Origin of the sequence: Anoxybacteroides rupiense (assembly GCF_014196195.1) — a bacterium.
In the GTDB taxonomy this organism is placed as follows: Bacteria; Bacillota; Bacilli; order Bacillales; family Anoxybacillaceae; genus Anoxybacteroides; species Anoxybacteroides rupiense.
On the sequence record NZ_JACIDF010000002.1, the window covers coordinates 16,062 to 40,005 of the forward strand.

The window sequence follows — 23,944 nt, forward strand, 5'->3', positions numbered from 1 at the left end:
GTGTCTGCTAAGGCTTGAGACTGGACAGCAAATATGTGGACTTTCTTTTGTTTTACGAGTAACAAAGCTTCAGGGGATTTGTCCTTCAAAACTTCATGCATCTCTTTGTTTTGAAGATCAAGATGGCAAAAAATTCTTAAATTAATTATATAACAGATATTGATTTTTAATATCTGTTATAATACAATATAACCAACAAATCGAAAACAGGAAGGGAGCTACCAGCATGTTAACATTCCATCCGTTACCGCCAAAGCAATGCCAAGAATGCGGGGAAGAAATTGTAGAACAGCGCGAATCCTATTTATATGAATGCGAAAAATGCATGAGCCAACAGGAAGAATAACAGAGCCGCTATCTCTAAACAACAGCAAGCAAACAAACGACAAAAAGGGGGACAGCATCAGATGGAAATGTATGAACAAGCTTATCTACGATATTTGGAAAAATGCGAGGAGTTCGGGATTCAAGCGATTGATCCAATTGAATTTATTCATAATTTAACACCTGAGCAAATTCAAATGATGCTGAGTCAATGAATGAAACGGAGCGAAAAAATGAAGAAAAATCCCGCTGTAAGCTTGTCATCCCCTGTTCATTCCGCCAATAGAGTTGAACAGGGGATTTTGCCATTCCTTCGAAGTAAAAAAATCATATAATCGCGCAAAAAAAAAGAGGGAGTTGACAGAACCAATCGAACCCCTCATGATCGAACTGTTCAGTGAATCAGCCTTCTTATCTATCATTTATCTGCTTGGGCCAACCGCAGCAAGATGTGTCCAGCATGATCTCGCCTTTCTCAGTGCTGAAAGAAAAATCATAAGATCATTATGAAAATCTAAACTCAACTGCGAAAGCTTCTCAATGCCCCCGATAACAGATTGACTTTTCATTCCCCATCTCCCCAAAAGCAAATAAACATCCCAATCCATCAACTATTTCAAAACAAACTGGAAGCAAAGAGTTTGATTCTTTGTAGGTCAGATCAAACGCACTCTCTTTGATAAACTTTATTAAACCATCTTCCTTATAAAAAAATAAAAAGAGCAACCGTGTATTGAAGTGACCCCTGTCAAGTAGACAGGAATAAAAAAGCACATTTAAGCAGCCTGAGTCCGATATTCATAAGGACTCAGGTTGTGTAATTTCTTTTAGAAACGATGGTGGTTATAAAAACGAATATATTTGTGTACGACATCCTTCACTTCTTCGAACGTGCGGAAAGCGTACAGATGGAAACACTCGGCCTTGAAATGGTGGAAGAAGTTTTCTATGCAGGCATTGTCTAAACCGTTTCCTTTTCTGGACATACTGGCCTTTATATTGTATCTTTTTAATAGGTTGTTGTATTGATGGGATGTATACCGGAACCCCTGATCACTATGGAGGAGGAGTCCATTTACATTCCGTTTTTTTATGGCCTTTTTTAGCGTGTCGATGACCAGTTTGATGTCATTTCTTTGACTGATATGGTAGGCCACGATTTCATTGTTGTATAGATCTTTAATGGCGGACAAATAGAGCTTTGGCCCATTAAAAATTAAATAGGTCATATCCGTCACCCAATTCTCGTTTGGCTTTGACGCATGGAAATCTCGGTTTAGATGGTTGTCCGAAATCACATAAGGCTCTTTCTTTCCGTAATAAGGCCGTTTCTTCCGAATCACCGTCCGGATTCCCATCTCCCTCATCAGCCTTTGTACTCGTTTATGGTTGGATATCCCGTTTGTGTTTCCGTTTCAGCCAAACTTGGACTCTCCGATACCCATAGATTCCTTTCACTTCTTCATGGCACTCTTGGATTTTTTCCTTTAGCTGCTCGTCTTCCAAGTGCTTCTGAGAAGGGCGTTCCTATCGTTTTACCCACTTGTAATATCCGCTTCGAGACACGCCTGCTATTTCACATAATAGTTGAATCGAACCGTAACACTCGGCCATTTCTTGAATGATCGCGAACTTCTTGTGAGCTGTTACTACTTCCATTCCCCCTTTCACATCTTTAAGAGCTTTTTTAGCATTTCTACTTCCGTCTCAAGACGTTTGATTTTCGTTTCAGGATCTTCTGGCGAGTTCTCGGTCTTCCTTTATTTCGTCCTTTCGCTTTGCCCCGGGTTTCCTCCAGACCTTGTATTCCTTCCTGTTCATAGCGTTTCACCCATCGACGTACCATGGAAGGACTAATCCCCCATTCTTTCGCCACCGTTTTGTATCCCATGCTCTCTTCTAAATATAAATCCACGGCTTTCTTTTTAAACTTTGCATCATATGTTTTTCGTATTTTCCCCATAGAAAAATCCCCTCCATAGTAGACAGATTAATTGGCTTTCTTTTTTCTGTCTACTATAAGGGGATCATATCAACCATCAGGACGGCCTCGGCGATTAAAAAGCTTGTTGGAAAAAGGAGGTTTTTAAACGGTTTAAGCCTTCGATCTGCCGAAAAAAAGAATGCCCGCAAACACTTTTCTGTCAATGAATTTTTCGGTTTTTTCAAAGTGCCATCCTTTTTGTTGCCCACGGGCGGATATAAAAGGTGCCGTCCAGCTTGGGCAATCCAAACGGACAAGCACCTGTGAGAAATTTGCGGTTTTTCTATCTTGCGCTAGAAGCCCCTGTCAATCCTTCAATCGTCAAGTCTTCGATCGTGGCCGTTTCATTATCCAACACTTGTGCCCTTGCTTTAATGCGGTCGCCTTTTTCTAAGAAAATAGCCAGCGGAAACTTGCTCGCATTGACAATATAAATGGTGGTGTCATTTTCCAGTAAGAAATAGACAACCTGCCCTTTTTCAGAAGAAGTGACAGAAACGCGGCTGACTACTCCTTCCACCGGCTCGGTTACCGTTTCTTCCGTCGCGCCGATATTTCCCGGATCTTGCATCAGCGCCATGCGGTAGGCGTCCAATGTTTCCTTCGCCGTATCGCCAAAAACGGCAAAATCGGAATCATTCGCTTTAATATAGGCATATTGTTTCAACAAACCATTCGGATCAAGCACATTGACGATCCACGTTGGATGGCCGTCGACATTATAAAGAACAGGCATGGAACCTTCCCATTTTTTCTCTGGAAATTCTTTATTGACAATTTGTTTTGCCCCTTCACTATCCATGATCCCGTTGTTTTTTTCACCGTTATAGTAAACAAGTTCGCCCGTTCGCGCATCAATCAATGTATACCCTAAAGCCGAATCAATGTTTTCTTTAGGTGATGTCATATCTGTAAAATAAAGCATTTCCCCTTTGTTGTTGAAAATCGGCGTCACTTCTGATTCGGTGCCCGATTTATTCGGAATTTTGACATCTTTTTTCCCAAACACGCTATTCAGCCAGCCGTGGACATACTTCCCAAAATAATGGTTTTCCATCGTCGCCATCTCGGAACTAACTGAGCCTTCAATAAATTCCGGCGCTTTCTCCGTATCGTACATTTCCATTTTCCCTGTTTCCGGGTCGATGACAACCACCTTGATTTCATCAAAATCCGGCCGGTTTGTAAAATGAAGCGGCCGGTATACTGTTTGAACATACCATGGTTTCCCATTATCGTCGACTTCGATTTGCGCCTCCCCGCTTTGAATATAGTGCGGATATTCATTGTAAATGACCCGCTGAATATAGCGGTGTAAATAGCTGGAATTCGTATATTTCATCGGACTTTCATGAAACTGTGGCTGCCCGCTCACATCTGTCGCGGAAATCGTGAAATATCCGGCTGTTTCTTGCCCTCTTAAAAATTTCCAAAATCCCGCAAACTCGACCGGAGCCACATAAACGACTTCTCCATTCACTTTTTGCACCTGCAATTTTCCTAAATCAAAAAATTGCGTGTTGGGAACGACGCTCATCGCTTTTTGAATTTTATTTCTAGCAAACTCCGGAGCGACCGCAATCGGCGTCTCTTCCTTCGAAAGCGGTTCAGCCTCGTCTTTTTCTTGGTAGGTGATGGTTTCGTGGGCCGTCCCCAATGCGGTAAAGCCTAACACAAACGTCACCAGCAGCCCAACCAACCCCAAGCCAAAAAGAAACATAATGGGAGTGGCCACGCGCGCTTCAAATTTTTGATCGGGACGGACCGCATAGAGCAGCAGCGGCAAGAGCACGCCGGCCGTCATTAAATTCGCCAGCAGCATGTTCGGAACCGTAATCGTCGGCATCAGAAAATAAAAAATAACGGCCGTGATTACATAACCGCCCACAAAAAGAATAGCCCCCAGTTTCAACGTCCGTACCTTTTTCACAGAAGAAAACAGGACAACGAATAATAACCCCGCCGCATAAAAAGCCATAGCGGCCGCTGTCGCAATCAAAGTCCCATTCATGATGCCCCTCCTTTTATGTATCGCTACTTGTTTTATACGTACGAACAAAAGAAAAGTTTCACATTTTTTACCGACAAGTCCCCACCTTTCATTATTGTCTGCTCTCTCCTTTATTTCCAACCGCCACGCTAGGAAAACAAAAATAAAACTTTTTTGCTCAAGCACATGCTTGAACCGAACGACAGCAACTTTTTACCCGCATATTTGCTGGACTTTCAACCTTCCCATCCCTTTGTCAGCATCGAGGGCGCCGCATGCCTAGACGCCATCCTTCTTATAGCGATATGGGCGTTGCGATTGAAACAAAAAAGGGTGATTCTCTCGTTTCGCGCTGCGTTCGACACGATGGAGCACCCATTGCCGGAGTTGGCGAAGCAATGTTTCTTCATCCCACGGACTTTTCGTGAAAAAATGGCTCAGTGTCGTGCGGTGATTCGGATGAAAACTCTCATGATGAAGATCGGTCAACGTTCCTGAACAACCTTTCGTGATCATCGCATCTACCATGTGAACGAGATGCTTCAGAACCGTTTCGAGAAATAAAGCGCTAACCCCAACGTCGTGAAAAACTTGTGAATTCCTTGATGATGCGCTAGTCTATTCATGAGACATAAACCTCCTTGTGAATGGTTTGGTGGCACATCTATTCTAATCAAGGAATCGGGTTCATGTCTCCTTTTTTGTTTGGTTGTCAATTTATGTTAGCGAATTTGCTCATCTACAGTTCATTATATAAGAAAACAAGAGAAGAGGGTATGAATGATTGTTCCCAAACTTAAAGGGGGATTGCAAAACAAGGGAAGATGATAAAACACCGGACTAAGGGGCTTCACTTTTAAGCCAGAAACTTGAGGAGAATTTTTCGTTAAACTATCGTTTTACGCAAAGTTTGAGGCAGGAAATAAAAAGTAATATAATGAAAGAAAATGACCCGGATTGCGACGAAGAAAAGGAGGGACGGTATTGACGGAACAGATCGAGCCAATCATTATTGAAGTGTTGATCGAAACAGTGTCCCCATATTTGATTTATTTGTTTGGATCAACGGTTACAGGACATGTTCATCAAGACAGCGACATTGATATCGCTTTTCTCAGCGACCAAAAACAATTGGATCATTATGAACGATTTATGGTTGCGCAAGAATTGGCATCCAGGCTGCACCGGGACGTCGATCTTGTGGACCTCAAACAAGCAAGCACCGTGTTTCAGGCGCAAGTGGTCAGCAATGGCAAAGTCATCTATTGTACAAATGAACAGAAAAAAGCCGAATATGAATGGAGAGCCTTGAAGATGTACGCAAAATTGAATGAAGAACGCACGGAAATCTTGCGAAACATTAATGAAAGCGGGTCGGTTTATGAAAAATGATGTCATTTTAAATAAAATTAGCGTGATCGAGCGGTGCATAAAGCGCATTCACGAAGAATATGAGAACAACCCGAAAAATTTAGAAAACTACACGAAGCAAGACTCCATGATCTTAAATCTCCAACGAGCATGTGAAGCAAGCATCGGCCTGGCGATGCACATGGTCGCACAGAAAAAGCTAGGCCTCCCCCAAAACAGTCGAGACGCTTTTTCTCTTTTAGAACAGCACGGCATCATCACTCCTTTTCTTTCACAAAAAATGAAAGCGATGGTCGGATTTAGAAACATCGCTGTTCACGACTACCAGGAGATTAATTTGACCATTTTGCAAAAAATACTTGATCACCATCTAACCGACTTTACCGAGTTCACGAAAGCGATTCTTTTTTATGAACAGTGAAGCGGGCGGTGCAGATGCGCGCCGTCCAAGCATGTTATTTAAGCAAAGACATAATTCAAGATAGGGACAAATCATTATTCCATCGCGCTCAATTTGCCGTCTGCTCTTCCCTCAGCACTTCCAGTACGACCTTCGTCTTACATCCTGCTGTATATCGATTCCGCTTCTCCATGTCCTCAGTATAACTTATTTATCGCCTCCTTGTGTTTCAGCTTATGGGTTCATTGTAGATAACCTTGCGAAACAATACAATGTGAACTATTCGCAAATTCTTCAAGAAGCATTAAAAAACACCTAGGAGCTACTGACCAATAGTCATAAATATCAAAAGCCCCTTCTTCCTATGTAAGTGAAGGGGCTTTTTATTATTGAGTTTCAATCCCTCATAGTTAAGATAAAAACTTCCAGGAGCCGCTTGAGTATGTGATTGTATATTTTCATGTTTCAATCCCTCATAGTTAAGATAAAAACATAAAAAGCAATGTTATTGGAGGTCAAAAGATGAACGGGTTTCAATCCCTCATAGTTAAGATAAAAACGCATTCACGTACGCAACAGTAGAATACCCAGAAGTGGTTTCAATCCCTCATAGTTAAGATAAAAACCCCCAAACATTATGATAAAATCAACATTTGGAAAATGGATACAATGTTATTATAAACTTATCTTAAAATTCGATCAATCGTTTCTTTTCCTTATGGCTGTAGGGTTTTTGATGACTGGTCATGTGTCGTCGATCCCCCGGGGTTTGTGCGCTATTGGAGGTCGACGACAAATCTTTTTTCATAGATTTAGTAAAAAATTGATTGTCTCGCAGCGGCGTTTTCCATTCGGTCTTTCTGAAATATCAGAGCCGTAGGCTGTTTTAAAAGCAGGGAAACGATAGAGTCTTTTGTTACTGATTCCTAAAACGATTCATTATATATGCTATTCCCTGCGGCCAATAGAAGCTTTTCGGATAATATGGAAGTAAACGAAGAAGTTCCATGAACAGAAAGGAAGATAATAGAATATAACAAAAAATCAACTTGCCTATAATTTTAAGAATTCCATATTTAAAGACTGCTTAAAATTGTAGTGAGAACGTTTAGATGCTTCTTCAGTAAAAGCGGTTCTATGATGTTCAAAGCATCGTAAATATAAAAGGCCTGCGAACGGTTCAATGATATGCTCCCCCTAAGGTAGACAGATTAAAAAATAAAAATCTGTTTTCTCTTAGGGGGAGTTTTTCTGTGTCTGGCAAACATTATTCTGAAGAGTTTAAATATGAAGTTATTAAAGCTTATGAGAAGAGGGACTACTCCATTAAAGAGCTCTGTTCTAAATATCAAATATCTCAAAATTCATTAAGAGAATGGATTGTGGGATTTGAAAGGTATGGATCGGAAGGATTAAAAAGATCTACATCATGGAAACCTTATTCTAAGGAGTTAAAGGAAGCAGCTGTAATCGATTATTTGTCAGGTGACCTTTCTCAATATGAGATCGTTAGAAAGTATGAAATATCAAGCAGGTCCGTACTCCGAAGATGGATTAGCATTTATAATAGTCATAGAGATTTAAAGGATAGGTCGAAAGGAAGGACAAACTCTATGACTAAAGGAAGAAAAACGACTTGGGATGAACGGATTCAAATTGTCCTTGATTGCTTAGAAAACGGAAAAGATTATCAAGGAACAGCTGAGACCTATGAGGTCTCTTATCAACAAGTATACCAATGGGTGAGGAAGTATGAGGCAGGTGGAGATGAAGCACTAAAAGATAAGCGCGGAAGGAAGAAAGAAGAAGCAGAATTAACTCCAGAAGACATTATCCAACTCCAGATTAAAAAGTTAGAAAGAGAAAATGAACGGTTACGTGCAGAGAATCTATTTTTAAAAAAGTTAGAGGAAATCGAAAGGAGGCGAAAATAAGTCAAATCCGATATGAAGATATGTATACCGCTATCCAAGAACTTCATGAGAAGGAAGAGGTAGAGGTTATTCTACTTTGTGAAATCGCTGGAATATCTAGGGCTGCATATTATAAGTGGTTGAATCGTACGCCTTCTGCTCGAGAACTTCAGAATGAAGAGATCATAAAAGAAATGAAAGCACTTCATGAGGAAGTTGATGGTATATACGGATACCGTCGAATGACATTGAACATGAATCGCAAGTTCGGCCAAAATTTCAATCATAAGCGAATCTATAGATTAATGAAAGTCGCAAGAATACAATCTGTCATTCGAAGAAAGAAAACCCCTTATAAGCGTTCTACTCCTCAACATGTGGCGGAGAATATATTGAATCGTGAATTCACAGCGGAAAAGCCGAATGAAAAATGGGTAACAGATGTCACGGAATTCAAATATGGCCCCTCAAAGAAAGCTTATTTAAGCGCTATTCTTGATCTATATGATGGATCAATTGTTAGTTATGTCTTAGGCCATTCTAATAATAATCAACTTGTGTTTAAGACGCTTGACCAAGCAGCAGGGCTTTTGGCTGGAGACCATCCCCTTATTCATAGTGATCGTGGCTTTCAATATACCTCTCATGGGTTTAAACGCAGGATAGATAAAGCGAAAATGACACAAAGTATGTCGCGAGTAGGTAGATGTATTGATAATGGACCAATGGAATCTTTTTGGGGAACACTCAAATGTGAGAAGTATTATTTAAATAAGTATGAGACATTTGAAGAGCTTTCTAAAGCAATAGATGATTACATTTGCTTTTATAATCATGATAGATATCAAAAACGATTAAATGGCCTTAGCCCTATGGAATATAGAGCTAAAGCCGCTTAGATCATTTTTATTATTTCCACTGTCTACTTGACAGGGGGCAGTTCACAAAACCTTCGCAGGCTTATTTGTTTTATGTTTGATCATTTGTTCGGCCAAATTTTGGCATGAGGATCAAGAAGCCATTTATGCTCTTCCTCTATGAGCCGATCTGTCCAAGGATGATCGAGGTGGCGAATCATCCAGCAGAAATACATGGCATAGCCTGGCGCGGTTGCCTGCGGATGATCCATGCCCCCAGGAATCGTTATATAGCTGTTATGCTCGACACGATAGGCGTGGGGACCGACCATCGCACACCCAAAGCCTGCCGGCTGGTCGAAGCGATAGTAATACACCTCCGGCTGATCATGATGATGGGGCGGATAGCTTGACCAGCGGCCTGGATACGAAATCACTTCACCGATGACCAAATTAGAATAAGGGGCATGATTGTAATCAAAAATGGTGCGGATCACACGCTCGGCCGTTCCGTTCCATACTCCCTCCCCCGCCACTATACTTTCGCAATCATCTGGGGTATATAACTTTGGTTCAAAGCTATTGGGATTATCCGTCTTTTGCACAAGCACTTCGCTCTTCGTCCGCGCTGTCACCTTGACCTCTATCCCCTTAGGAACGTGAAGGCACCAAGGAGATTCAGTAAATACGCTGTCGCGCTTGACCTCGCGAGAAAAGCCATTCCATTCCAAACGGACATCCCCTTCCAAAAGAAGAATGGCCGCTTCTTTTTCCTCATCAAAAAGCCGCTCCACTTTGCCAGCAGATAGCACATAAATCCCGATATCCTGTAGCATATCAGGATGCTTGCTTTTCATATCCGTAATCATGGTATATCCTTCTTTTAACTCGCCAAGTTTTTCATACATAGCCCAACAGACCTCCTATACACGTCCAACACTTTGAAACATTCGCATATGGCGCTTCACACTTTCAGCTGCTGCTTCAATCACACGTTCATGATAAGAAAAATAATCGCTAAAAGGGCGACCAGTGTTTACAGCATTTACAACGTTATGAAAGGTTGCCGTTGCCACATTAATCTTTCGGATTCCAAGATTAATACTTTTGCGAAAATCATCCTCAGAAATTCCCGAACCTCCATGAAGCACAAGCGGAATCTCGACCGCTTGATCAATTTCCTCTAGACGATCAAAGCGTAAACACGGATCGCCTTTATACATTCCATGCGCATTGCCAATCGCTATGGCAAGTGCATCAATTCCGGTTTCCGCAACAAAACACTTCGCTTCTTCTACAGAAGTAAGCAATATTTCAAGATCAACCGAACCGTCTTCACTTCCGCCTACTTGGCCGAGCTCCGCTTCTACAGTGGCCCCGTACCTTCGAGCAAGCGCCGTCATTTTCTTTGTCTCCGCGATATTTTTTTCGAGTTCATCATGAGAGCCATCATACATAATCGATGTAAAACCGATTTCCAGTGCTTCGCGGATCTTCTCTTCCGTTAAGCCATGATCAAAATGAACCGCTACCGGAATTTGGGCCGCTTTCGCCGCGGCTACCATCATCGGACCAATGATAGACAACGGAGAATGCTTCAGACGCACCTCGGCAATTTGCAAAATAAGTGGAGAACGAAGCTCTTCCGCTGCCCGAATGGCCCCAATGACCATTTCCATATTGGCAACACTAAAAGCCCCAACACCGTAATGATGTTCTTCGGCATGAGTTAAGATTTCTTTCATCCTGACTAATGTCATGATCCCTCTCCTTTTATAAACCGCATGTTTCTCGAATGTACTGCCGGGCTTTTAACGCATACTCCAACGGGTTGGCGACAGATGGATCCTGCTCCGCCTCCACCACCAGCCATCCTTCATATCCGGCGGCAGCTAGTGCCGCAAACACCGGCTGAAAGTCGATCGCGCCATCTCCCGGTACCGTAAACACCCCCGCTTTGACCGCCTGCAAAAAACTCATTTTCCCTTCGCGAACTTTATGGACTATCTCCATTCGCACATCCTTTAAGTGAACATGGTGGATACGATGGATATACTTATTTAAAACATGTAAAGGATCTTCTCCAGAAAACACAAGATGCCCCGTATCATAAAGAAGCGAAACCTTTTGGGGATCTGTTTCCCCCATTAGACGGTCTATCTCTTCCGTTGTTTGGACACCTGTTCCCATGTGATGGTGATAGACGATTTTCATATTTTTCTCCGCTGCCAAGTCGCCAAGACGATGTAAACCGTCCACTAAACAACTCCATTCTTCTTCTGTAAACACCGGTTTGTTTTCAAATAGCGGCGCTTCCATTTGGCCTTGGATACTGTTCCCTTGTTCTGAAACAACGATGACCTTTGCGCCCAGCGCATATAAAAAATCACGATGGGCTTTAAACGCTTCTGCGGTTTCCTGAAATGGTTTAGAGGTTAAAAACGCGCTAAACCAAGCGCTTGCGATCCTTAGTCCCCTTAAATCCAGCGCTTTTTTTAATACTTCTATCTCACGCGGGTACTTATGGCCAACCTCACAACCGATAAAACCGGCAAGCGCCATCTCACTAATGCACTGTTCGAATGGAATATCACCGCCAAGCTCGGGCATATCGTCATTCGTCCAGCCGATCGGCGCAATAGCAAGCTTCACTTTGTTTTCGGTAAACATGTTCTCCTCCTGTTTTCCTCGAATCATTCAAACGATATAACCACAATGTCGATTGTTCTATCTGAACATATGTTGTTTAATACTTACGAGCTAATTGAAGATGGGCTTCTTTCTTTTGGTAAGCCGCTTCGATGCCTTCTTTGTCCGATACTTCGGGCACACCGACATGCCACCAAGAGTCATATCCGTGCGTCATCGTCTTCGGCAACACTTTAATATCGATGAGCGTGCTGACCGTTTGCTTTTTCGCGTCCGCTATCGCTTCTTCCAGCTCCTCCATTGTGCGAACGGTGTAAGTTTTCAATCCGTATCCTTCTGCGACCTTTGCATAGTCGATCGTGATGATCGGGCCATCAAGTTGTCCTGTTTCGGCATTGCGTTTGCGAAATTCAGTAGCAAAACTGCCCATGCCATTTTCCATTTGGAGATTGTTAATACAACCGAACCCAGAATTATCAAATAAGACAATGTTTATTTTTTTTCCTTCTTGCAAACTCGTCACAAGCTCGGAATGAAGCATGAGGAAGCTGCCATCGCCCACCATTGCATACACTTCTTTATCCGGTTCAGCGAGCTTAACGCCAAATGCGCCTGCAATTTCATAACCCATACAAGAATAACCGTATTCCATATGATACGTGTTGCGAGCTTTCGATACCCACATTCGCTGCAGGTCACCAGGCAAACTGCCTGAAGCGCCTACAATGATGGCATCATCATCAATCTGTTCGTTAATCCTTCCGATCACGCTCGTTTGCGTTAAGGCGGAGCCAAATGCTTCTTTATATTCAGGCAGTTTTTCATCGATATGCCCCGCAATTTCCGGTTTAAAATTCTCGCGATAAGCAACCGAATAAAGGCGGTTTAACTCATTCGCCCATTTTTGTTTCGCTTCAACGATTTCATTTTCATAGGCAGAAACATAGTTTCCTAGTGCCGCGCTGATGGCCTCAAGTCCAGCTTTGGCATCGGCAATGACTTTCACTGCATCTAATTTTGCGGCATGAAATTCGGAAACATTGATCGTGATGATATCTGCGTGGCTAAATAAATGTTTAGAAGCGGTTGTAAAGTCCGTAAAACGGGTACCGACTCCAATAATTAAATCCGCCTGCTTAGCAATGGTGTTGGCTGCTAAATTCCCTGTCACGCCTATGCCGCCAAGATTAAGCGGATGGCTACTCTCCACGCCGCTTTTTCCAGCTTGTGTTTCTGCAAATGGAATATGGAATTTTTCTGCAAACGCTACAAAAGCATCCGAGGCCTCTGAGTAGCGAACACCGCCACCTAATATGAGCAAAGGCCGTTTCTTGGAACAAATCAGCTTGACCGCGTCGTGAACGCTTTCCATCGACGGCTGGCGGCGCTCCACCCGATGCACACGTTTGGCGAAAAAGCTTTCAGGAAAATCCCATGCTTCTCCTTGAACATCTTGAGGAAGCGCAATCGTGACAGCACCCGTGTCTGCAGGATCGGTTAATACGCGCATGGCGTTCAGCATCGCAGACATCAGCTGCTCTGGGCGGCAGACACGATCCCAATACTTGCTTACTGCGCGGAACGCGTCATTTGTAGATATCGATAAATCATGCGTTTGTTCAATTTGCTGCAAAACAGGATCCGGTTGGCGGGTGGCAAATACATCGCCAGGAAGCAACAGAACTGGGATATGGTTGGCTGTTGCTGTAGCAGCAGAAGTAACCATATTCGCCGCTCCGGGTCCCACAGACGAAGTGACTGCCATCATTTGCTTCCGATGCTTTTGCTTGGCAAATGCGATCGCCGCGTTGGCCATCCCTTGTTCATTCCGTCCCTGGTATACCTTCAATTCGCCAGGATTCTCTTCAAGAGCCTGGCCAAGCCCAAGCACATTCCCGTGGCCAAAAATCGTAAAAATGCCTTTTACAAATCGTTGCTGCTTTCCATCAAATTCGATATATTGGTTATTCAAAAATTTAACAAGCGCTTGTGCCGTTGTTAAACGAACGGTTCCCACTGTTCTAATCCTCCTCTCGCTTCTATAAAATCCATCCCACGCTGATCACAAACAACGAAAAGAAAGAGGAGATGGCACAGACGAATTTCCATCCCATCTCTTCCTTTAATAGTTTCGTTATTTCATATAACGAGCTGTCACCATTTTCTTTCTCGTGTAGAACTCAACACCATCCGTACCGTTTGCATGTAAATCTCCATAGAAAGAGTCCTTATAGCCTGAAAACGGAAAGAAGGCCATTGGCGCAGGAATCCCGATATTAACGCCAAGCATTCCTGCATCAATAGTTTCACGAAACTGACGGACCGCGGCTGCGCTATCCGTGAAAATGCAAGCGCCATTGGCGAACGGTGATGCATTCGCATACTCAATCGCTTCTGTTAAATTTTTTACACGTACAACGGATAGAACAGGGGCAAAAATTTCATCCTGCCAAATTTTCATCTCTTGCGTAACGTTTTCAAAAATCGTCGGACCAATAAAGTAACCTTCTTTGTTTACAGCGGCGTCTTTGCGGCCATCACGCACCAGTGTGGCTCCTTCTTCAATTCCTTTTTCGATATAGCCAATGGTGCGCTCTTTATGGCTTTGGCGAATCACCGGACCTAAAAACACTCCTTTGTCAAGACCATTTCCGATTTGGATCGCATCGGCTTCCACCTTCAATTTTGCTATGAATTTATCAGCAATAGACTCTTCCACCACGACAACCGAAGTCGCCATGCAGCGTTCGCCAGCAGAACCGAAAGCGGCGCTGATGATCTGTTTGGCCGCATGTTCCAAATTGGCATCGGCTAATACGATCGAATGGTTTTTCGCCCCGGAAAGAGCTTGCACGCGTTTCAAGTTGGCTGCCGCTGTTTTGTACACATATTCAGCCACCGGCTGAGAGCCGACAAACGAAATCGCCTTTACCAGCTTGTGCTCTAACAATCCGTTGACGACATCGTGCGCACCATTCACAATGTTTAATACCCCTTTAGGAAAACCCGCTTCTTCAAACAACTCGGCAAGACGTTGCGCTAAAAGCGGCGTGCGTTCCGATGGTTTTAATACAAAAGTGTTGCCGCAAGCAATCGCTAACGGGAACATCCAGCACGGCACCATCATTGGAAAATTAAACGGCGTAATACCGGCAACTACTCCAAGCGGATAACGGTACATGCCAGATTCAAGCCCTGTTGCGATATCAGGAAGCTGCTTGCCCATCATTAAAGTTGGGATTCCTGCCGCAAACTCCACGCATTCAATCCCGCGAAGCACCTCCCCATAGGCTTCATCGTAATTTTTGCCGTTTTCTATGGTCACAAGCCGCGCTAGCTCTTCCCAATGCTCCACGAGAAGCTGCTGATATTTAAAAAGAAGACGAGCGCGCTTTGGAACGGGAACTTGAGACCATGTTTGAAACGCCTCGTGTGCCGCTTGAACGGCCTTGTCTACTTCTTCTTTTGTGGAAAGTGGAACAATCGCCAGCTCTTCACCTGTTGCTGGGTTGTATACAACCTCTGTTCGATTGGAAACAGATTCGACCCATTCCCCGCCGATGTAGTTTTTTAAGCTTTTTACAGTTATTTTCATGCGATACCATCTTCCTTTCATCCCTTAAAATTCCCGAATATTCAAAACAAAGATCCTATGATAGAGCAGGCTCATAAATAGCCGTCTCAATATGATGCTGAAGCTCTTGAAGAGTGGGCATCGCATCAGAGCAGCTGTGACGCGAAATAACAATCGAAGCCGACGCGCTCCCCAGCTTCATCGCTTCGGCAACGTCCCTTCCATTCATTAAGCCATAGATAAAGGCAGAGGCATAGGAATCGCCAGCGCCAAATGTTTTCAATACATTGGTGCGAAAAATACCGCTGCGGTAAGATTTTCCGTCTTTAGTATACGCAATCGAGCCTGCTCCTCCATGTTTAATGACGACCATTTTAGCGCGGAACGAAAACCAGCGAGAAGCTGTATCATGATCATGGGCCTCTTTTCCATTCAACAATTTTTCCATTATATTAAACTCTTCGCGAGTGCCGATCACGACATCACATTTTTCAGCAGCCAAATTATAATAAACTGCCGTTTCTGCCTCATCCGTCCAAGTATATGGACGATAATCAAGGTCAAAGAAAACCGTCACACCATGCTTTACGGCATATTCCAATGCAAGAAACACGGCTTCACGTGATGGACTTTGCGCAAGGGCGGTACCGGAAATGAGTAGCGCCTTTGATTGTTTAATATAATCTTCATCAATATCCAATGGGTGAAGCTTCAAATCTGCGACATTATCACGATACATTAGAATGCTGCAATCCTCCGGGCTCTTAATCTCGGTAAACGCTAAACCCGTTACAGCCCCCGTACGGTCGATTGCGATCCCTTTTGTGTCGATGCCGTTTTTCTGCAAATAATCCAAAATGAAGCGTCCCATTTGATCGTTCGCGATTTTTCCGATAAATCCGGTTTTTTGGCCTAGCCGTGCAAAGCCAATCGCAATATTGGCAGGAGAACCGCCAACGTATTTCGTAAATGTTCGTGTTTCTTCCATTGGGCGATTGATTTCATTCGCATTGAGGTCAATGCACAACCGGCCGACCGCGATGAGATCAAGTGGACGATCTTGATGAAAGGTTAGTAGATTCATACTATTTTCCTCCTTTCTTCGCATAGTCCCTAAAAACGATTAGACAGAGGCAGCGGAATTTACCGCTTCCAGCTTCACAGGGATACCAGCTTCCAACGATTTTTTTGCCGCTTCGGCAATCCGTTGGGCTTGTAAGCCATCAAAGCCGCTGCAAATAACAGGCTGGTTGGTAAGAATAGCTCTTACAAATTCTGATACTTCATTCATATAGGCTTGTGTATAGCGCTCAAGGAAAAAATACAGCGGTTTATCCTTGGACACGTGCTCAGAAGTAGAGACTTCAACGGTCGTAGGGCGATGGTTATCAGCCAATGCCGATCCTTTACTTCCAAATATCTCAAGTCGCTGATCGTATCCATAGACAGCTTGGCGGCTGTTATCAATCACACCAAGAGCGCCGTTGGCAAATTTTAAAGTGACGACAGCTGTATCAATATCTCCCGCTTCTTCGATGGCGGGATCAACCAGCACGGCCCCGTAAGCAGACACCTCCACCACCTCACTTTCCATAATGTAGCGCGCCATATCAAAATCATGAATCATCATATCCATAAAAAGCCCACCTGACGACTTGATGTAGTCCATGCTGGGCGGCTTAGGATCCCTTGATGTAATACGTAAAATGTGCGGAACGCCAATCGTTCCATTTTGCACAAGATCCCTGACTTTCCGAAAATTCGGATCAAATCGGCGGTTAAATCCAACTTGAAACTTCACTTGAGCTTTTTCAACAGCTTCCAGTGCCTCTTCTGTTTCTCTTAATGTAAAACTGATCGGTTTTTCACAAAAAATATGCTTTCCTGCTAAAGCCGCTTCTTTAATCATCGTGGCATGTGTATTCGTTGGAGAGCAAATCAACACCGCATCAATGTCTGGATCCATTAATATTTGGCGATAATCCGCTGTTAGCACCTCGATTTGTCTCTCTTTCGCCCACGATTCCAGATGATGAATTGCAACATCTGAAACACTCTTGACTCGAACTTGTGAAATGAAGCGCAAATGATCTGCGTGCAATCTGCCGATTCTCCCTGCGCCAATGATTCCTACCGTCAATCCCATCGCCTGAATCTTCCTTTCTCTTAGTAAAGATACGGACATCTAACCCGAAATAAAGTTAAGCGCTTTACTTACTATTATTATACGATTTTTTGCATAATCTCAAGTTAATTTTAAATTTTTTTAACATTCACTTTCTAGATTTTTTCACTTTTTTAGTTAAGCGCTTTACTCTCCGCGCGAAACTATGAAGCAGTCTGAAAGCAAGGTTGTGCGCCTACCATTTAGGCACTCGCCTAAAAAACATCAGAAACCGCCTTGCTTGGACTGTCCTTCCTAAGAATATCCCTTCTTTCTTTCAAGCTGGTTCTTCATCCCTAATCCATTGTAGAAAGCATCGATAAGAGAGTCCGTTTGGATGGGAGCTTTTCTGTTTGTCTATCGAACAAGAAGACCATGTCTATCGCACCAAACGAACTCCACATGTTTGCTTTGCAAAATGGGTCTGAACCAAAAAGCAGCTTTCCTATTCACTATTGATTCCTTGCTCTTCTAACATTCATGCTTAGAAAAGCACAAGAGGTCACGAATATTGATCCTTTAGGTCTTTTACCGATTGCCGTTCTACTAAAGCAGGAGCCAGCATAATCCGATGTCCAGGCATTTCTGGTTTTTCAATCGACTCAAGCAGCTTATAGACCGCATAGCGGGCCAGATCATCGATTGGCTGTGCAATGGTTGTTAGACCAGGATCAGCAATTTCGGCATGTATCGTATTATCAAAGCCAATAACGGAAATGTCTCCCGGAACCTGCACGTGAAGCTTTCGAGCTTCGTTCATAAAAACCACTGCGATTAAATCGGTAGTCGCAAAAACACCGGTAGGCTTTTCTGGTAAATGAAGCAGCTTTTGCGATGCCAGCTTGGCATCCTCCACTTTAGAGATGGCATCAATAATGAACGGGCTTTCTAATTCAATTCCCTGATCGGAAAGAGCTTGTTTAAAGCCTTCCAATCTCAACCGTCCGCTCGGACGGCTTAATTCGGCAATGATCGCCAAACGGCGATGTCCTTTATCCAACAGATAACGCCCGGCAAGGTATCCTCCTCTAATATCGTCCGTCGTGACAACATGCGAAGGTAAAGCAAGATGGTCGATCGAAAACATTAAAAACGGGATATGTCTGGACTGAAGCTTTCGAAAAGCGCTCAGATCTTTTGGCTCTGTCGCAATAATAATGCCGTCTACTTGTTTTTTCATAAGCAGTTCAAGATAATCTTGCTCTCGTTTTCTTTGGTAATCGGTACTGCATAAAATCATCGCATATCCCGTTTCCCGAGCATAATTTTCTAAAGCTCTCGCCACCTCGGCAAAGAACGGGTTGGCAATATCCGGGACAAGGACACCAATAGTAAATGTCCTTTTGCCTGTTAATGCCGCCGCTAAGCTGCTCGGCTGGTATTCAAGCTCTTGCATGACCTTCATGACTTTTTTTCTCGTTCGGTCACTAATATTTCCTGTGTTATTCACGACTTTCGATACTGTCGCTATCGAGACACCTGCTTTTTTCGCTACATCATAAATCGTCGGCTTCATTTAGTTCAAACTCCTTAGATAGTCCTTTTTCTTCATTTTACCATGAAGGAATACCGCCGGTTAAATCATTCGTATGGACTACTCTACTATCTTTTTAAGAAATTCTAGCTTTTCTTGTGCATTTTCTTTTGTAATCACCTCAACAGGGCTCTTCATGCGTTTTTCAACTTTTTTGCCTTTGATGGCGGCTAATGCGTTTTTCACTCCTTCGTAGCCCATGTCATATGGACTTTGCGCAATCGTACCGGCAAGCTTTCCGGCTAAAATCGATTCGACCGCTTCTAGCGTTCCGTCAGTACCAATCACTTTAACATCTAACCCTTTTGCCTCAACAGCGCGCAACACGCCAAGCGCCATATCATCATTGGCCGCAAATACACCTTTGATATCATTATTTTTCTGCAGGATATTTTCCATAACGGACATCGCTTTTGTTTTATCGCTATCGGCAGGCTGTTCAGCAACAACCTCGATCCCTGCTTCTTTAAGAGCGGCTTTGGCTCCTTTCACGCGTTCATCTGTCGCCGTATTTCCAAGCGCACCTGAAACGATCGCGGCTTTGTCCCCTTTTTGCAGCATGGAGGCAAGCAATTTTCCTCCTTCATATCCAGCCTCATAATTTTCCGTACCTATAAAGCTTGTTTTATTTTTAAGATCGGCATCTGTGTCAATAAGAAGAACGGGAACATTGGCTCCCTCTAACACCGGGACGACTGTATCAGGCTGAGTCGGCGAAACGACAAGCGCACCAGGCGATTGGCTTAACTGATCCTCAATCATATTCACTTGCTGCATCACTTCAGATTCTGAATTGGGTCCAACAACGGTCACATCGATCCCAAGCTCTTTGCCAGCCGCTTTCGCTCCAGCCTCAACGTACTTCCAGTAAGGGCTTGATAACGTTTTCAAAACAACAGCGACTCGCTCTGTATTTTCACCTCCATTTGCTTCTTGACCACTATTGCATCCAGCTAAAAGAACCATACCCATGAACGCAGCGGCTACGCTGAATAACCGAATTTTCTTTTTCATCCAACATTCCCCCATTTCCCTTTACTTGTAATCTTGTGAAAGCATGATCCTTTATCAACATTCCAATTAGCAAACAATTAAGCTTTTTTGCTTTTACGCTGGCGAAGCACATCAACAAATACAGCGGCAATAATGACCGCTCCAATCACCGTCATTTGGAAATCAGCGGAAACATTCAAGAGATTCAGCCCATTTCTTAAAACAGCGATAATCAGCGCTCCGATTAATGTTCCCCATACAGTACCAACTCCCCCCAGAAAGCTGGCACCACCAATAATGACCGCCGCAATCGCATCAAGCTCATAAGAAAGTCCAGCAAGAGGAAAAGCTGAATTCACGCGGCCGACCATAACAAGACCAGCAAGCCCCGCCATGAAACCGCTAATCGTATAAACAATAATCAGCACTCGGTCGATATTAATTCCCGATAAGCGCGCAGCTTCAGGATTGCCGCCAATCGCATAAATATAACGTCCTGTCTGTGTTCGTGTTAAGAAAATATGGAAAAAGACATACACCACAATGACAAGCAAAAAACTTACCGGGATCGGCCCCACAAATTCACGTCCTAAAAATTGAATCATGTAAGGAAAGCCGGCAATCGGAGCCGCACCTGTAACGATTAAGGCGATGCCGCGAGCAATATTCATCGTACCGAGAGTGGAGATAAATGGATGCGGCAAACGCAGCTTCGTTAATAAAATCCCGTTTAACCAACCAAATGCCGCTCCTACCGAGAGACATACGAGGATACCCAAAAGCGGATGCATTCCCATATTGACCGTCACAATTCCCATCATCATAATTGAAAGCGCCAACAATGAACCGACAGACAAATCGATTCCTGCCGTTAGAATCGGCAAAAGCATACCGATTGCCAGCAAGGCGTTGATCGAAGATTGCCGAGCGATATTCATGACATTATTGATCGTTAAAAACTTAGGCGACAGAATCGTCAGGACTGCTGTTAATAGAATAAGACCGATCAGAGGCCCGAACTTGCTGATAATCCGTTTAAATGCACGGTTCTTTTCCACTGCCTCATTTTTCGTTTGCACTGCTACTTGACTCATATTGATTTTCACCCTCCTGTAGCCGCTTTCATAATTCGTTCTTGTGTCGCTTCCTTAATTGGCAAATCCGCTGTTATTCTTCCTTCTCTCATCACAAGAACTCTGTCACACATCCCGAGAATTTCCGGAAGCTCTGAAGAGATCATAATGACAATGGCGCCATTTTCAACTAATTGATTCATCAAGCGATAAACCTCTACTTTCGCTCCGACATCAATTCCTCTTGTCGGTTCGTCAAAAATAAACACCTTTGCCTTTGTGCATAACCACTTGGCGATCACTACTTTTTGCTGATTCCCACCGCTCAAATTGCGAGCTTTAAGCTCGATATGATCAGGACGAATCTTTAATTCTCGAATAAATCGCTTGGCTTCTTCCCGGATCTCATTTAAATTAATAAGCCGTGATTTCTTCGTAAATTTTTTCATATTGGCCATCGTAATATTAAAATCTAGCTTTTGATCAAGCAAAAGCCCCTCGCCTTTTCGGTCCTCGGTGATGAAAGCAATTCCAGCATCAATGGCATCTCGCGGAGACTTGATCTTTACTTCCTTGCCATCAATAAAAATTTTTCCATTTCGGCGCGGATCGGCTCCAAATATAGCCCTAGCAAGCTCGGTGCGCCCAGCGCCAACCAGCCCGGAAATACCAACGATCTCCCCATATCTCACACGAAAGCTAACCGGCTCTGAGGCGCCTGCAACTTCTAAATTTTCTACTCTAAAACCTTCTCGGCCAAGTGTAAAGGTTTGCTTTGGAAACTTCTCATCCAAAGACCGTCCAACCATTAATTCAATCCAATCATCGGTGTCTGTTGTTTTAACAGGCAAGGTTTCAATTTTGAACCCATCCCGTAGAATCGTAATTCGATCTCCTAATCTCTTAATCTCTTCAAGCTTATGAGAAATAAATAAAATGGCTATTCCCTTCTCTTTTAATTGCTCGACACACTTATAGAGCTGATGGACTTCCTGTACACTCAGGCTGGAGGTAGGTTCATCCATAATAATCAACTTCGCATCAAGGGTAAGCGCTTTCGCTATTTCGACGAGTTGCTGCTGTCCCATGCCGAGCTTCCCAAGCTGCATATCAGCAAGATCTGGGCTTTGACCAAGCATTTCTAAACATCTCTTTGCCTCTTCGCGCATGGTTTTATGGTCAAGCATCGACATCTTGCCACCTCGCTTTAATTCCCTGCCCAAGAAAATATTTTCATAAACCTTGAGCTGGGGAATTACATTTAATTCTTGATAAATGGTGGCAATCCCTAATCTCATAGCATCAGCTGGCGTTTGGAGATGAACAGCCCTCCCTTCCCAATAGATTTCACCGGCATCCTTTTGATAAGCACCTGTTAAAATTTTGATAAGGGTCGACTTCCCCGCTCCATTTTCACCAAGCAACACATGAACCTCACCAGCTTTAATATCAAGATCAATTCCTTTAAGCACATGGTTTTGATTAAAGCTTTTTTTAATTCCTTTCATTTCCAAGAGATTTTCAGCATGCCCTACCATCTAAGGACCCCTTTCTAATTGGTTATTAAGCACACCGCACTTTAACTTTTTAAAATTAGATCTATATAGACCTTATCACCATTTATGATGGTGGAGATAATATTGGAATCAAGTTTCTATAGATAAAGGGGCACTATGTGATTGAACTCCTAATCAATCAGATATTCATGCAGGATGATGACTCCTTAACATCCACCATTACCTTTTTATGGATTCTATAGATGATCGAACAGGCTCGTTGGCCAGTTGGGCAGTTCGTATTCTGATCTCCGCCATTTGCAAGCCGCCGTGCTTTCATAATGGATGGGCGATTCCATTTTCAAACTGGCTTTTATATCAGTGAGGCCGGCGTTTGAATAGGCGACTGCACCGTAACAAGCTTTCCTGTTTCAAACGATTCTCTGCACGCATAGCCAAGGGCCGTTGAAATCACTCCATCTTTGACAGTAACGGCTGGCTGTCTATTTTCTCTTATACACGCAATGAATTCTTCCGCTTCACTTAAGTAGGCTTGTTCAAACCTTTCTAAAAATCCATCTGAACATTCTTTAATGGCCCCTTTTTCATCAAAGACCGTCACCCTATTCTTTTCAGGAATGGTGCCAATTCTTAATGTCCCCTTCGTCCCGATAATTTCTGTTTCAATATGATATCCGTGTGCACAATTTCGTCCGGCAACAAAAATTCCGATTTTGTTATTCTCAAACTTGACTAACGCCGTCCCTGTTTCCGCATCATTCATTTCGCTAAATTCCGGATAAGCATAGGCTCCTCCGATCGCCCATACTTGTTTCGCCTCGACACCCAAATACCAGCGTGCCAAATCAAAATCATGGATCGCCATGTCCAAGAACAATCCTCCGCTGTAATTGCTTTTGGCAAATTGTATAAATTCATCCATTGCTTTCGCAGGATCAAGACCATAGCAGCGGATGAAAATCGGCTCGCCTATTTTTCCTTCCTCGATTTTCTTTTTTGCATATTGGTAAGACTTGTCATATCTTCTCATAAAACCGAGCATAAAAATCTTATCCTTCTGTTGATTCACGGCCTCTTGAACACGCAAAGCTTCTTCTAAATATAGCCCAAGCGGTTTTTCGCAAAACACATGAAACCCTGCATTTAATGCTTTTACGATTTGTTCGCAATGGAAATTGGAAGGCGACGAAATAAAAATAGCATCCAGCTCTTGATTCTGTAACATCTCGTCAAATTGGGTATAACCGTATTTGATGCCCCAATCCTTCTGAACCTGCTCGACTTCCTCTGCTGCTACACTGCAAACAGCCAATAACTCGCAGCCCGAAATGCGAAAGGCTAAATTTTCCGCATGCTGCCTCCCTAACCTTCCAAGTCCGACAATCCCTACTTTTACTTTCTCCATCCGTTTCCATTCACCCCTGCCCTTTCAATATCACATGCGTGGTTAAGCGCTTTCCTTTATAGACGTAAAAAAATAAAAATGTCCAAGAAAACAAACTTGATCATTTTTAAAGGTAAACGCTTTCCTTTGTTGCTATTATACTTGTCGAAATATTCAGAAGTCAATAGATTTAACACAAAAAATTTTTTGTTTGTTT

General features: G+C 43.2%; 22 protein-coding genes and 1 pseudogene. 5 read left to right on the forward strand and 18 right to left on the reverse strand.

Features of this window, described 5'->3' with window-relative positions; genetic code table 11:
• Window positions 1-226: 226 nt before the first annotated feature.
• Entirely contained in the window at window positions 227-346 is a 120-nt protein-coding gene (gene yhfH / locus GGQ95_RS03630) for a protein YhfH (RefSeq protein ID WP_080862588.1), read from the forward strand.
• Between the two features lie 61 nt (window positions 347-407).
• A complete protein-coding gene (locus GGQ95_RS18560) occupies window positions 408-539 on the forward strand; it encodes a hypothetical protein (RefSeq protein WP_255357516.1) in 132 nt (43 codons plus the stop codon).
• Between the two features lie 612 nt (window positions 540-1,151).
• Here GGQ95_RS18560 and GGQ95_RS18780 read toward each other — a convergent pair.
• The 6 genes and pseudogenes from GGQ95_RS18780 to GGQ95_RS03660 form a co-directional block, all read right to left on the reverse strand.
• A complete protein-coding gene (locus GGQ95_RS18780; protein WP_376768704.1) occupies window positions 1,152-1,721 on the reverse strand; it encodes an IS3 family transposase in 570 nt (189 codons plus the stop codon).
• Window positions 1,708-1,830 (reverse strand): IS3 family transposase, encoded by a 123-nt coding sequence (locus GGQ95_RS18785; protein WP_159719990.1) that lies wholly within the window; start codon window positions 1,828-1,830, stop codon window positions 1,708-1,710. The genes GGQ95_RS18780 and GGQ95_RS18785 overlap by 14 nt, the downstream gene beginning before the upstream one ends.
• Before the next feature lie 21 nt (window positions 1,831-1,851).
• The gene (locus GGQ95_RS03645; RefSeq protein ID WP_159719991.1) at window positions 1,852-1,983 is read right to left on the reverse strand and encodes a helix-turn-helix domain-containing protein; all 132 of its coding nucleotides are present in this window, start codon (window positions 1,981-1,983) and stop codon (window positions 1,852-1,854) included.
• A 37-nt stretch (window positions 1,984-2,020) separates the two neighbouring features.
• Window positions 2,021-2,287 (reverse strand): helix-turn-helix domain-containing protein, encoded by a 267-nt coding sequence (locus GGQ95_RS03650; RefSeq protein ID WP_312856935.1) that lies wholly within the window; start codon window positions 2,285-2,287, stop codon window positions 2,021-2,023.
• Window positions 2,288-2,591: 304 nt separating this feature from the next.
• Window positions 2,592-4,319 carry a DNA-binding protein gene (locus GGQ95_RS03655; protein ID WP_159719992.1) on the reverse strand — a complete coding sequence of 576 codons (1,728 nt, stop codon included), beginning with the start codon at window positions 4,317-4,319 and terminating at the stop codon, window positions 2,592-2,594.
• 309 nt (window positions 4,320-4,628) lie between these two features.
• A pseudogene (locus GGQ95_RS03660) lies at window positions 4,629-4,924 on the reverse strand (IS701 family transposase); the annotation flags it as partial.
• A 358-nt stretch (window positions 4,925-5,282) separates the two neighbouring features.
• Here GGQ95_RS03660 and mntA point away from each other — a divergent pair.
• The 3 genes from mntA to GGQ95_RS03675 all read left to right on the forward strand — a co-directional run bounded on the left by mntA (window position 5,283) and on the right by GGQ95_RS03675 (window position 8,881).
• On the forward strand, window positions 5,283-5,690 hold the full coding sequence (gene mntA / locus GGQ95_RS03665) for a type VII toxin-antitoxin system MntA family adenylyltransferase antitoxin (RefSeq protein ID WP_139788144.1): 408 nt from the start codon (window positions 5,283-5,285) through the stop codon (window positions 5,688-5,690).
• A complete protein-coding gene (hepT, locus tag GGQ95_RS03670) occupies window positions 5,680-6,090 on the forward strand; it encodes a type VII toxin-antitoxin system HepT family RNase toxin (protein ID WP_066150379.1) in 411 nt (136 codons plus the stop codon). The genes mntA and hepT overlap by 11 nt, the downstream gene beginning before the upstream one ends.
• 1,232 nt (window positions 6,091-7,322) lie before the next feature.
• Window positions 7,323-8,881 (forward strand): IS3 family transposase gene (locus GGQ95_RS03675; RefSeq protein ID WP_312856936.1). Its coding sequence is split into 2 segments (ribosomal slippage): window positions 7,323-7,965 and window positions 7,965-8,881, totalling 1,560 coding nucleotides; the frame shifts between segments, so codons are not numbered across the junction.
• An 80-nt stretch (window positions 8,882-8,961) separates the two neighbouring features.
• On the opposite strand, the gene GGQ95_RS03680 is transcribed toward GGQ95_RS03675, so the two are convergent.
• The 12 genes from GGQ95_RS03680 to iolG (GGQ95_RS03735) form a co-directional block, all read right to left on the reverse strand.
• Complete coding sequence (locus GGQ95_RS03680; RefSeq protein WP_183186367.1) at window positions 8,962-9,747, reverse strand: 5-deoxy-glucuronate isomerase; 786 nt, start codon at window positions 9,745-9,747, stop codon at window positions 8,962-8,964.
• Window positions 9,748-9,762: 15 nt separating this feature from the next.
• A complete protein-coding gene (locus GGQ95_RS03685) occupies window positions 9,763-10,599 on the reverse strand; it encodes a class II fructose-bisphosphate aldolase (protein WP_183186368.1) in 837 nt (278 codons plus the stop codon).
• A 13-nt stretch (window positions 10,600-10,612) separates the two neighbouring features.
• Window positions 10,613-11,509, reverse strand: a complete 897-nt coding sequence (gene iolE / locus GGQ95_RS03690; protein WP_183186369.1) for a myo-inosose-2 dehydratase — start codon at window positions 11,507-11,509, stop codon at window positions 10,613-10,615.
• Window positions 11,510-11,585: 76 nt separating this feature from the next.
• Window positions 11,586-13,505, reverse strand: coding sequence for a 3D-(3,5/4)-trihydroxycyclohexane-1,2-dione acylhydrolase (decyclizing) (iolD, locus tag GGQ95_RS03695; RefSeq protein WP_183186370.1), 1,920 nt, complete (start codon window positions 13,503-13,505; stop codon window positions 11,586-11,588).
• A 117-nt stretch (window positions 13,506-13,622) separates the two neighbouring features.
• Entirely contained in the window at window positions 13,623-15,083 is a 1,461-nt protein-coding gene (locus GGQ95_RS03700) for a CoA-acylating methylmalonate-semialdehyde dehydrogenase (RefSeq protein WP_159719997.1), read from the reverse strand.
• A 55-nt stretch (window positions 15,084-15,138) separates the two neighbouring features.
• Entirely contained in the window at window positions 15,139-16,146 is a 1,008-nt protein-coding gene (iolC, locus tag GGQ95_RS03705) for a 5-dehydro-2-deoxygluconokinase (RefSeq protein ID WP_159719998.1), read from the reverse strand.
• 39 nt (window positions 16,147-16,185) lie between these two features.
• Entirely contained in the window at window positions 16,186-17,208 is a 1,023-nt protein-coding gene (gene iolG, locus GGQ95_RS03710) for an inositol 2-dehydrogenase (RefSeq protein WP_044741971.1), read from the reverse strand.
• A gap of 520 nt (window positions 17,209-17,728) precedes the next feature.
• Window positions 17,729-18,742, reverse strand: coding sequence for a LacI family DNA-binding transcriptional regulator (locus tag GGQ95_RS03715; RefSeq protein ID WP_183186372.1), 1,014 nt, complete (start codon window positions 18,740-18,742; stop codon window positions 17,729-17,731).
• A gap of 78 nt (window positions 18,743-18,820) precedes the next feature.
• Window positions 18,821-19,774, reverse strand: a complete 954-nt coding sequence (locus GGQ95_RS03720; RefSeq protein WP_183186373.1) for a sugar ABC transporter substrate-binding protein — start codon at window positions 19,772-19,774, stop codon at window positions 18,821-18,823.
• A 77-nt stretch (window positions 19,775-19,851) separates the two neighbouring features.
• Window positions 19,852-20,847, reverse strand: a complete 996-nt coding sequence (locus GGQ95_RS03725; protein ID WP_183186375.1) for an ABC transporter permease — start codon at window positions 20,845-20,847, stop codon at window positions 19,852-19,854.
• 8 nt (window positions 20,848-20,855) lie between these two features.
• The gene (locus tag GGQ95_RS03730; protein WP_183186376.1) at window positions 20,856-22,364 is read right to left on the reverse strand and encodes a sugar ABC transporter ATP-binding protein; all 1,509 of its coding nucleotides are present in this window, start codon (window positions 22,362-22,364) and stop codon (window positions 20,856-20,858) included.
• A 331-nt stretch (window positions 22,365-22,695) separates the two neighbouring features.
• Entirely contained in the window at window positions 22,696-23,748 is a 1,053-nt protein-coding gene (gene iolG, locus GGQ95_RS03735) for an inositol 2-dehydrogenase (RefSeq protein WP_183186377.1), read from the reverse strand.
• Window positions 23,749-23,944: the final 196 nt, after the last annotated feature.

Bases quoted from the DNA above. Each gene is read 5' to 3' on its own strand.
- GGQ95_RS03725 (WP_183186375.1), bottom strand. From the start codon at position 20,847: ATGAGTCAAGTAGCAGTGCAAACGAAAAATGAGGCAGTGGAAAAGAAC.
- iolE (WP_183186369.1), bottom strand. From the start codon at position 11,509: ATGTTTACCGAAAACAAAGTGAAGCTTGCTATTGCGCCGATCGGCTGG.
- GGQ95_RS03685 (WP_183186368.1), bottom strand. From the start codon at position 10,599: ATGACATTAGTCAGGATGAAAGAAATCTTAACTCATGCCGAAGAACAT.
- GGQ95_RS18560 (WP_255357516.1), top strand. From the start codon at position 408: ATGGAAATGTATGAACAAGCTTATCTACGATATTTGGAAAAATGCGAG.
- iolG (WP_044741971.1), bottom strand. From the start codon at position 17,208: ATGGGATTGACGGTAGGAATCATTGGCGCAGGGAGAATCGGCAGATTG.
- GGQ95_RS03680 (WP_183186367.1), bottom strand. From the start codon at position 9,747: ATGTATGAAAAACTTGGCGAGTTAAAAGAAGGATATACCATGATTACG.
- GGQ95_RS03650 (WP_312856935.1), bottom strand. From the start codon at position 2,287: ATGGGGAAAATACGAAAAACATATGATGCAAAGTTTAAAAAGAAAGCC.
- GGQ95_RS03645 (WP_159719991.1), bottom strand. From the start codon at position 1,983: ATGGAAGTAGTAACAGCTCACAAGAAGTTCGCGATCATTCAAGAAATG.
- GGQ95_RS03655 (WP_159719992.1), bottom strand. From the start codon at position 4,319: ATGAATGGGACTTTGATTGCGACAGCGGCCGCTATGGCTTTTTATGCG.
- GGQ95_RS03730 (WP_183186376.1), bottom strand. From the start codon at position 22,364: ATGGTAGGGCATGCTGAAAATCTCTTGGAAATGAAAGGAATTAAAAAA.
- iolC (WP_159719998.1), bottom strand. From the start codon at position 16,146: ATGAATCTACTAACCTTTCATCAAGATCGTCCACTTGATCTCATCGCG.
- GGQ95_RS03720 (WP_183186373.1), bottom strand. From the start codon at position 19,774: ATGAAAAAGAAAATTCGGTTATTCAGCGTAGCCGCTGCGTTCATGGGT.
- GGQ95_RS03700 (WP_159719997.1), bottom strand. From the start codon at position 15,083: ATGAAAATAACTGTAAAAAGCTTAAAAAACTACATCGGCGGGGAATGG.
- iolG (WP_183186377.1), bottom strand. From the start codon at position 23,748: ATGGAGAAAGTAAAAGTAGGGATTGTCGGACTTGGAAGGTTAGGGAGG.
- hepT (WP_066150379.1), top strand. From the start codon at position 5,680: ATGAAAAATGATGTCATTTTAAATAAAATTAGCGTGATCGAGCGGTGC.
- yhfH (WP_080862588.1), top strand. From the start codon at position 227: ATGTTAACATTCCATCCGTTACCGCCAAAGCAATGCCAAGAATGCGGG.
- GGQ95_RS03715 (WP_183186372.1), bottom strand. From the start codon at position 18,742: ATGAAGCCGACGATTTATGATGTAGCGAAAAAAGCAGGTGTCTCGATA.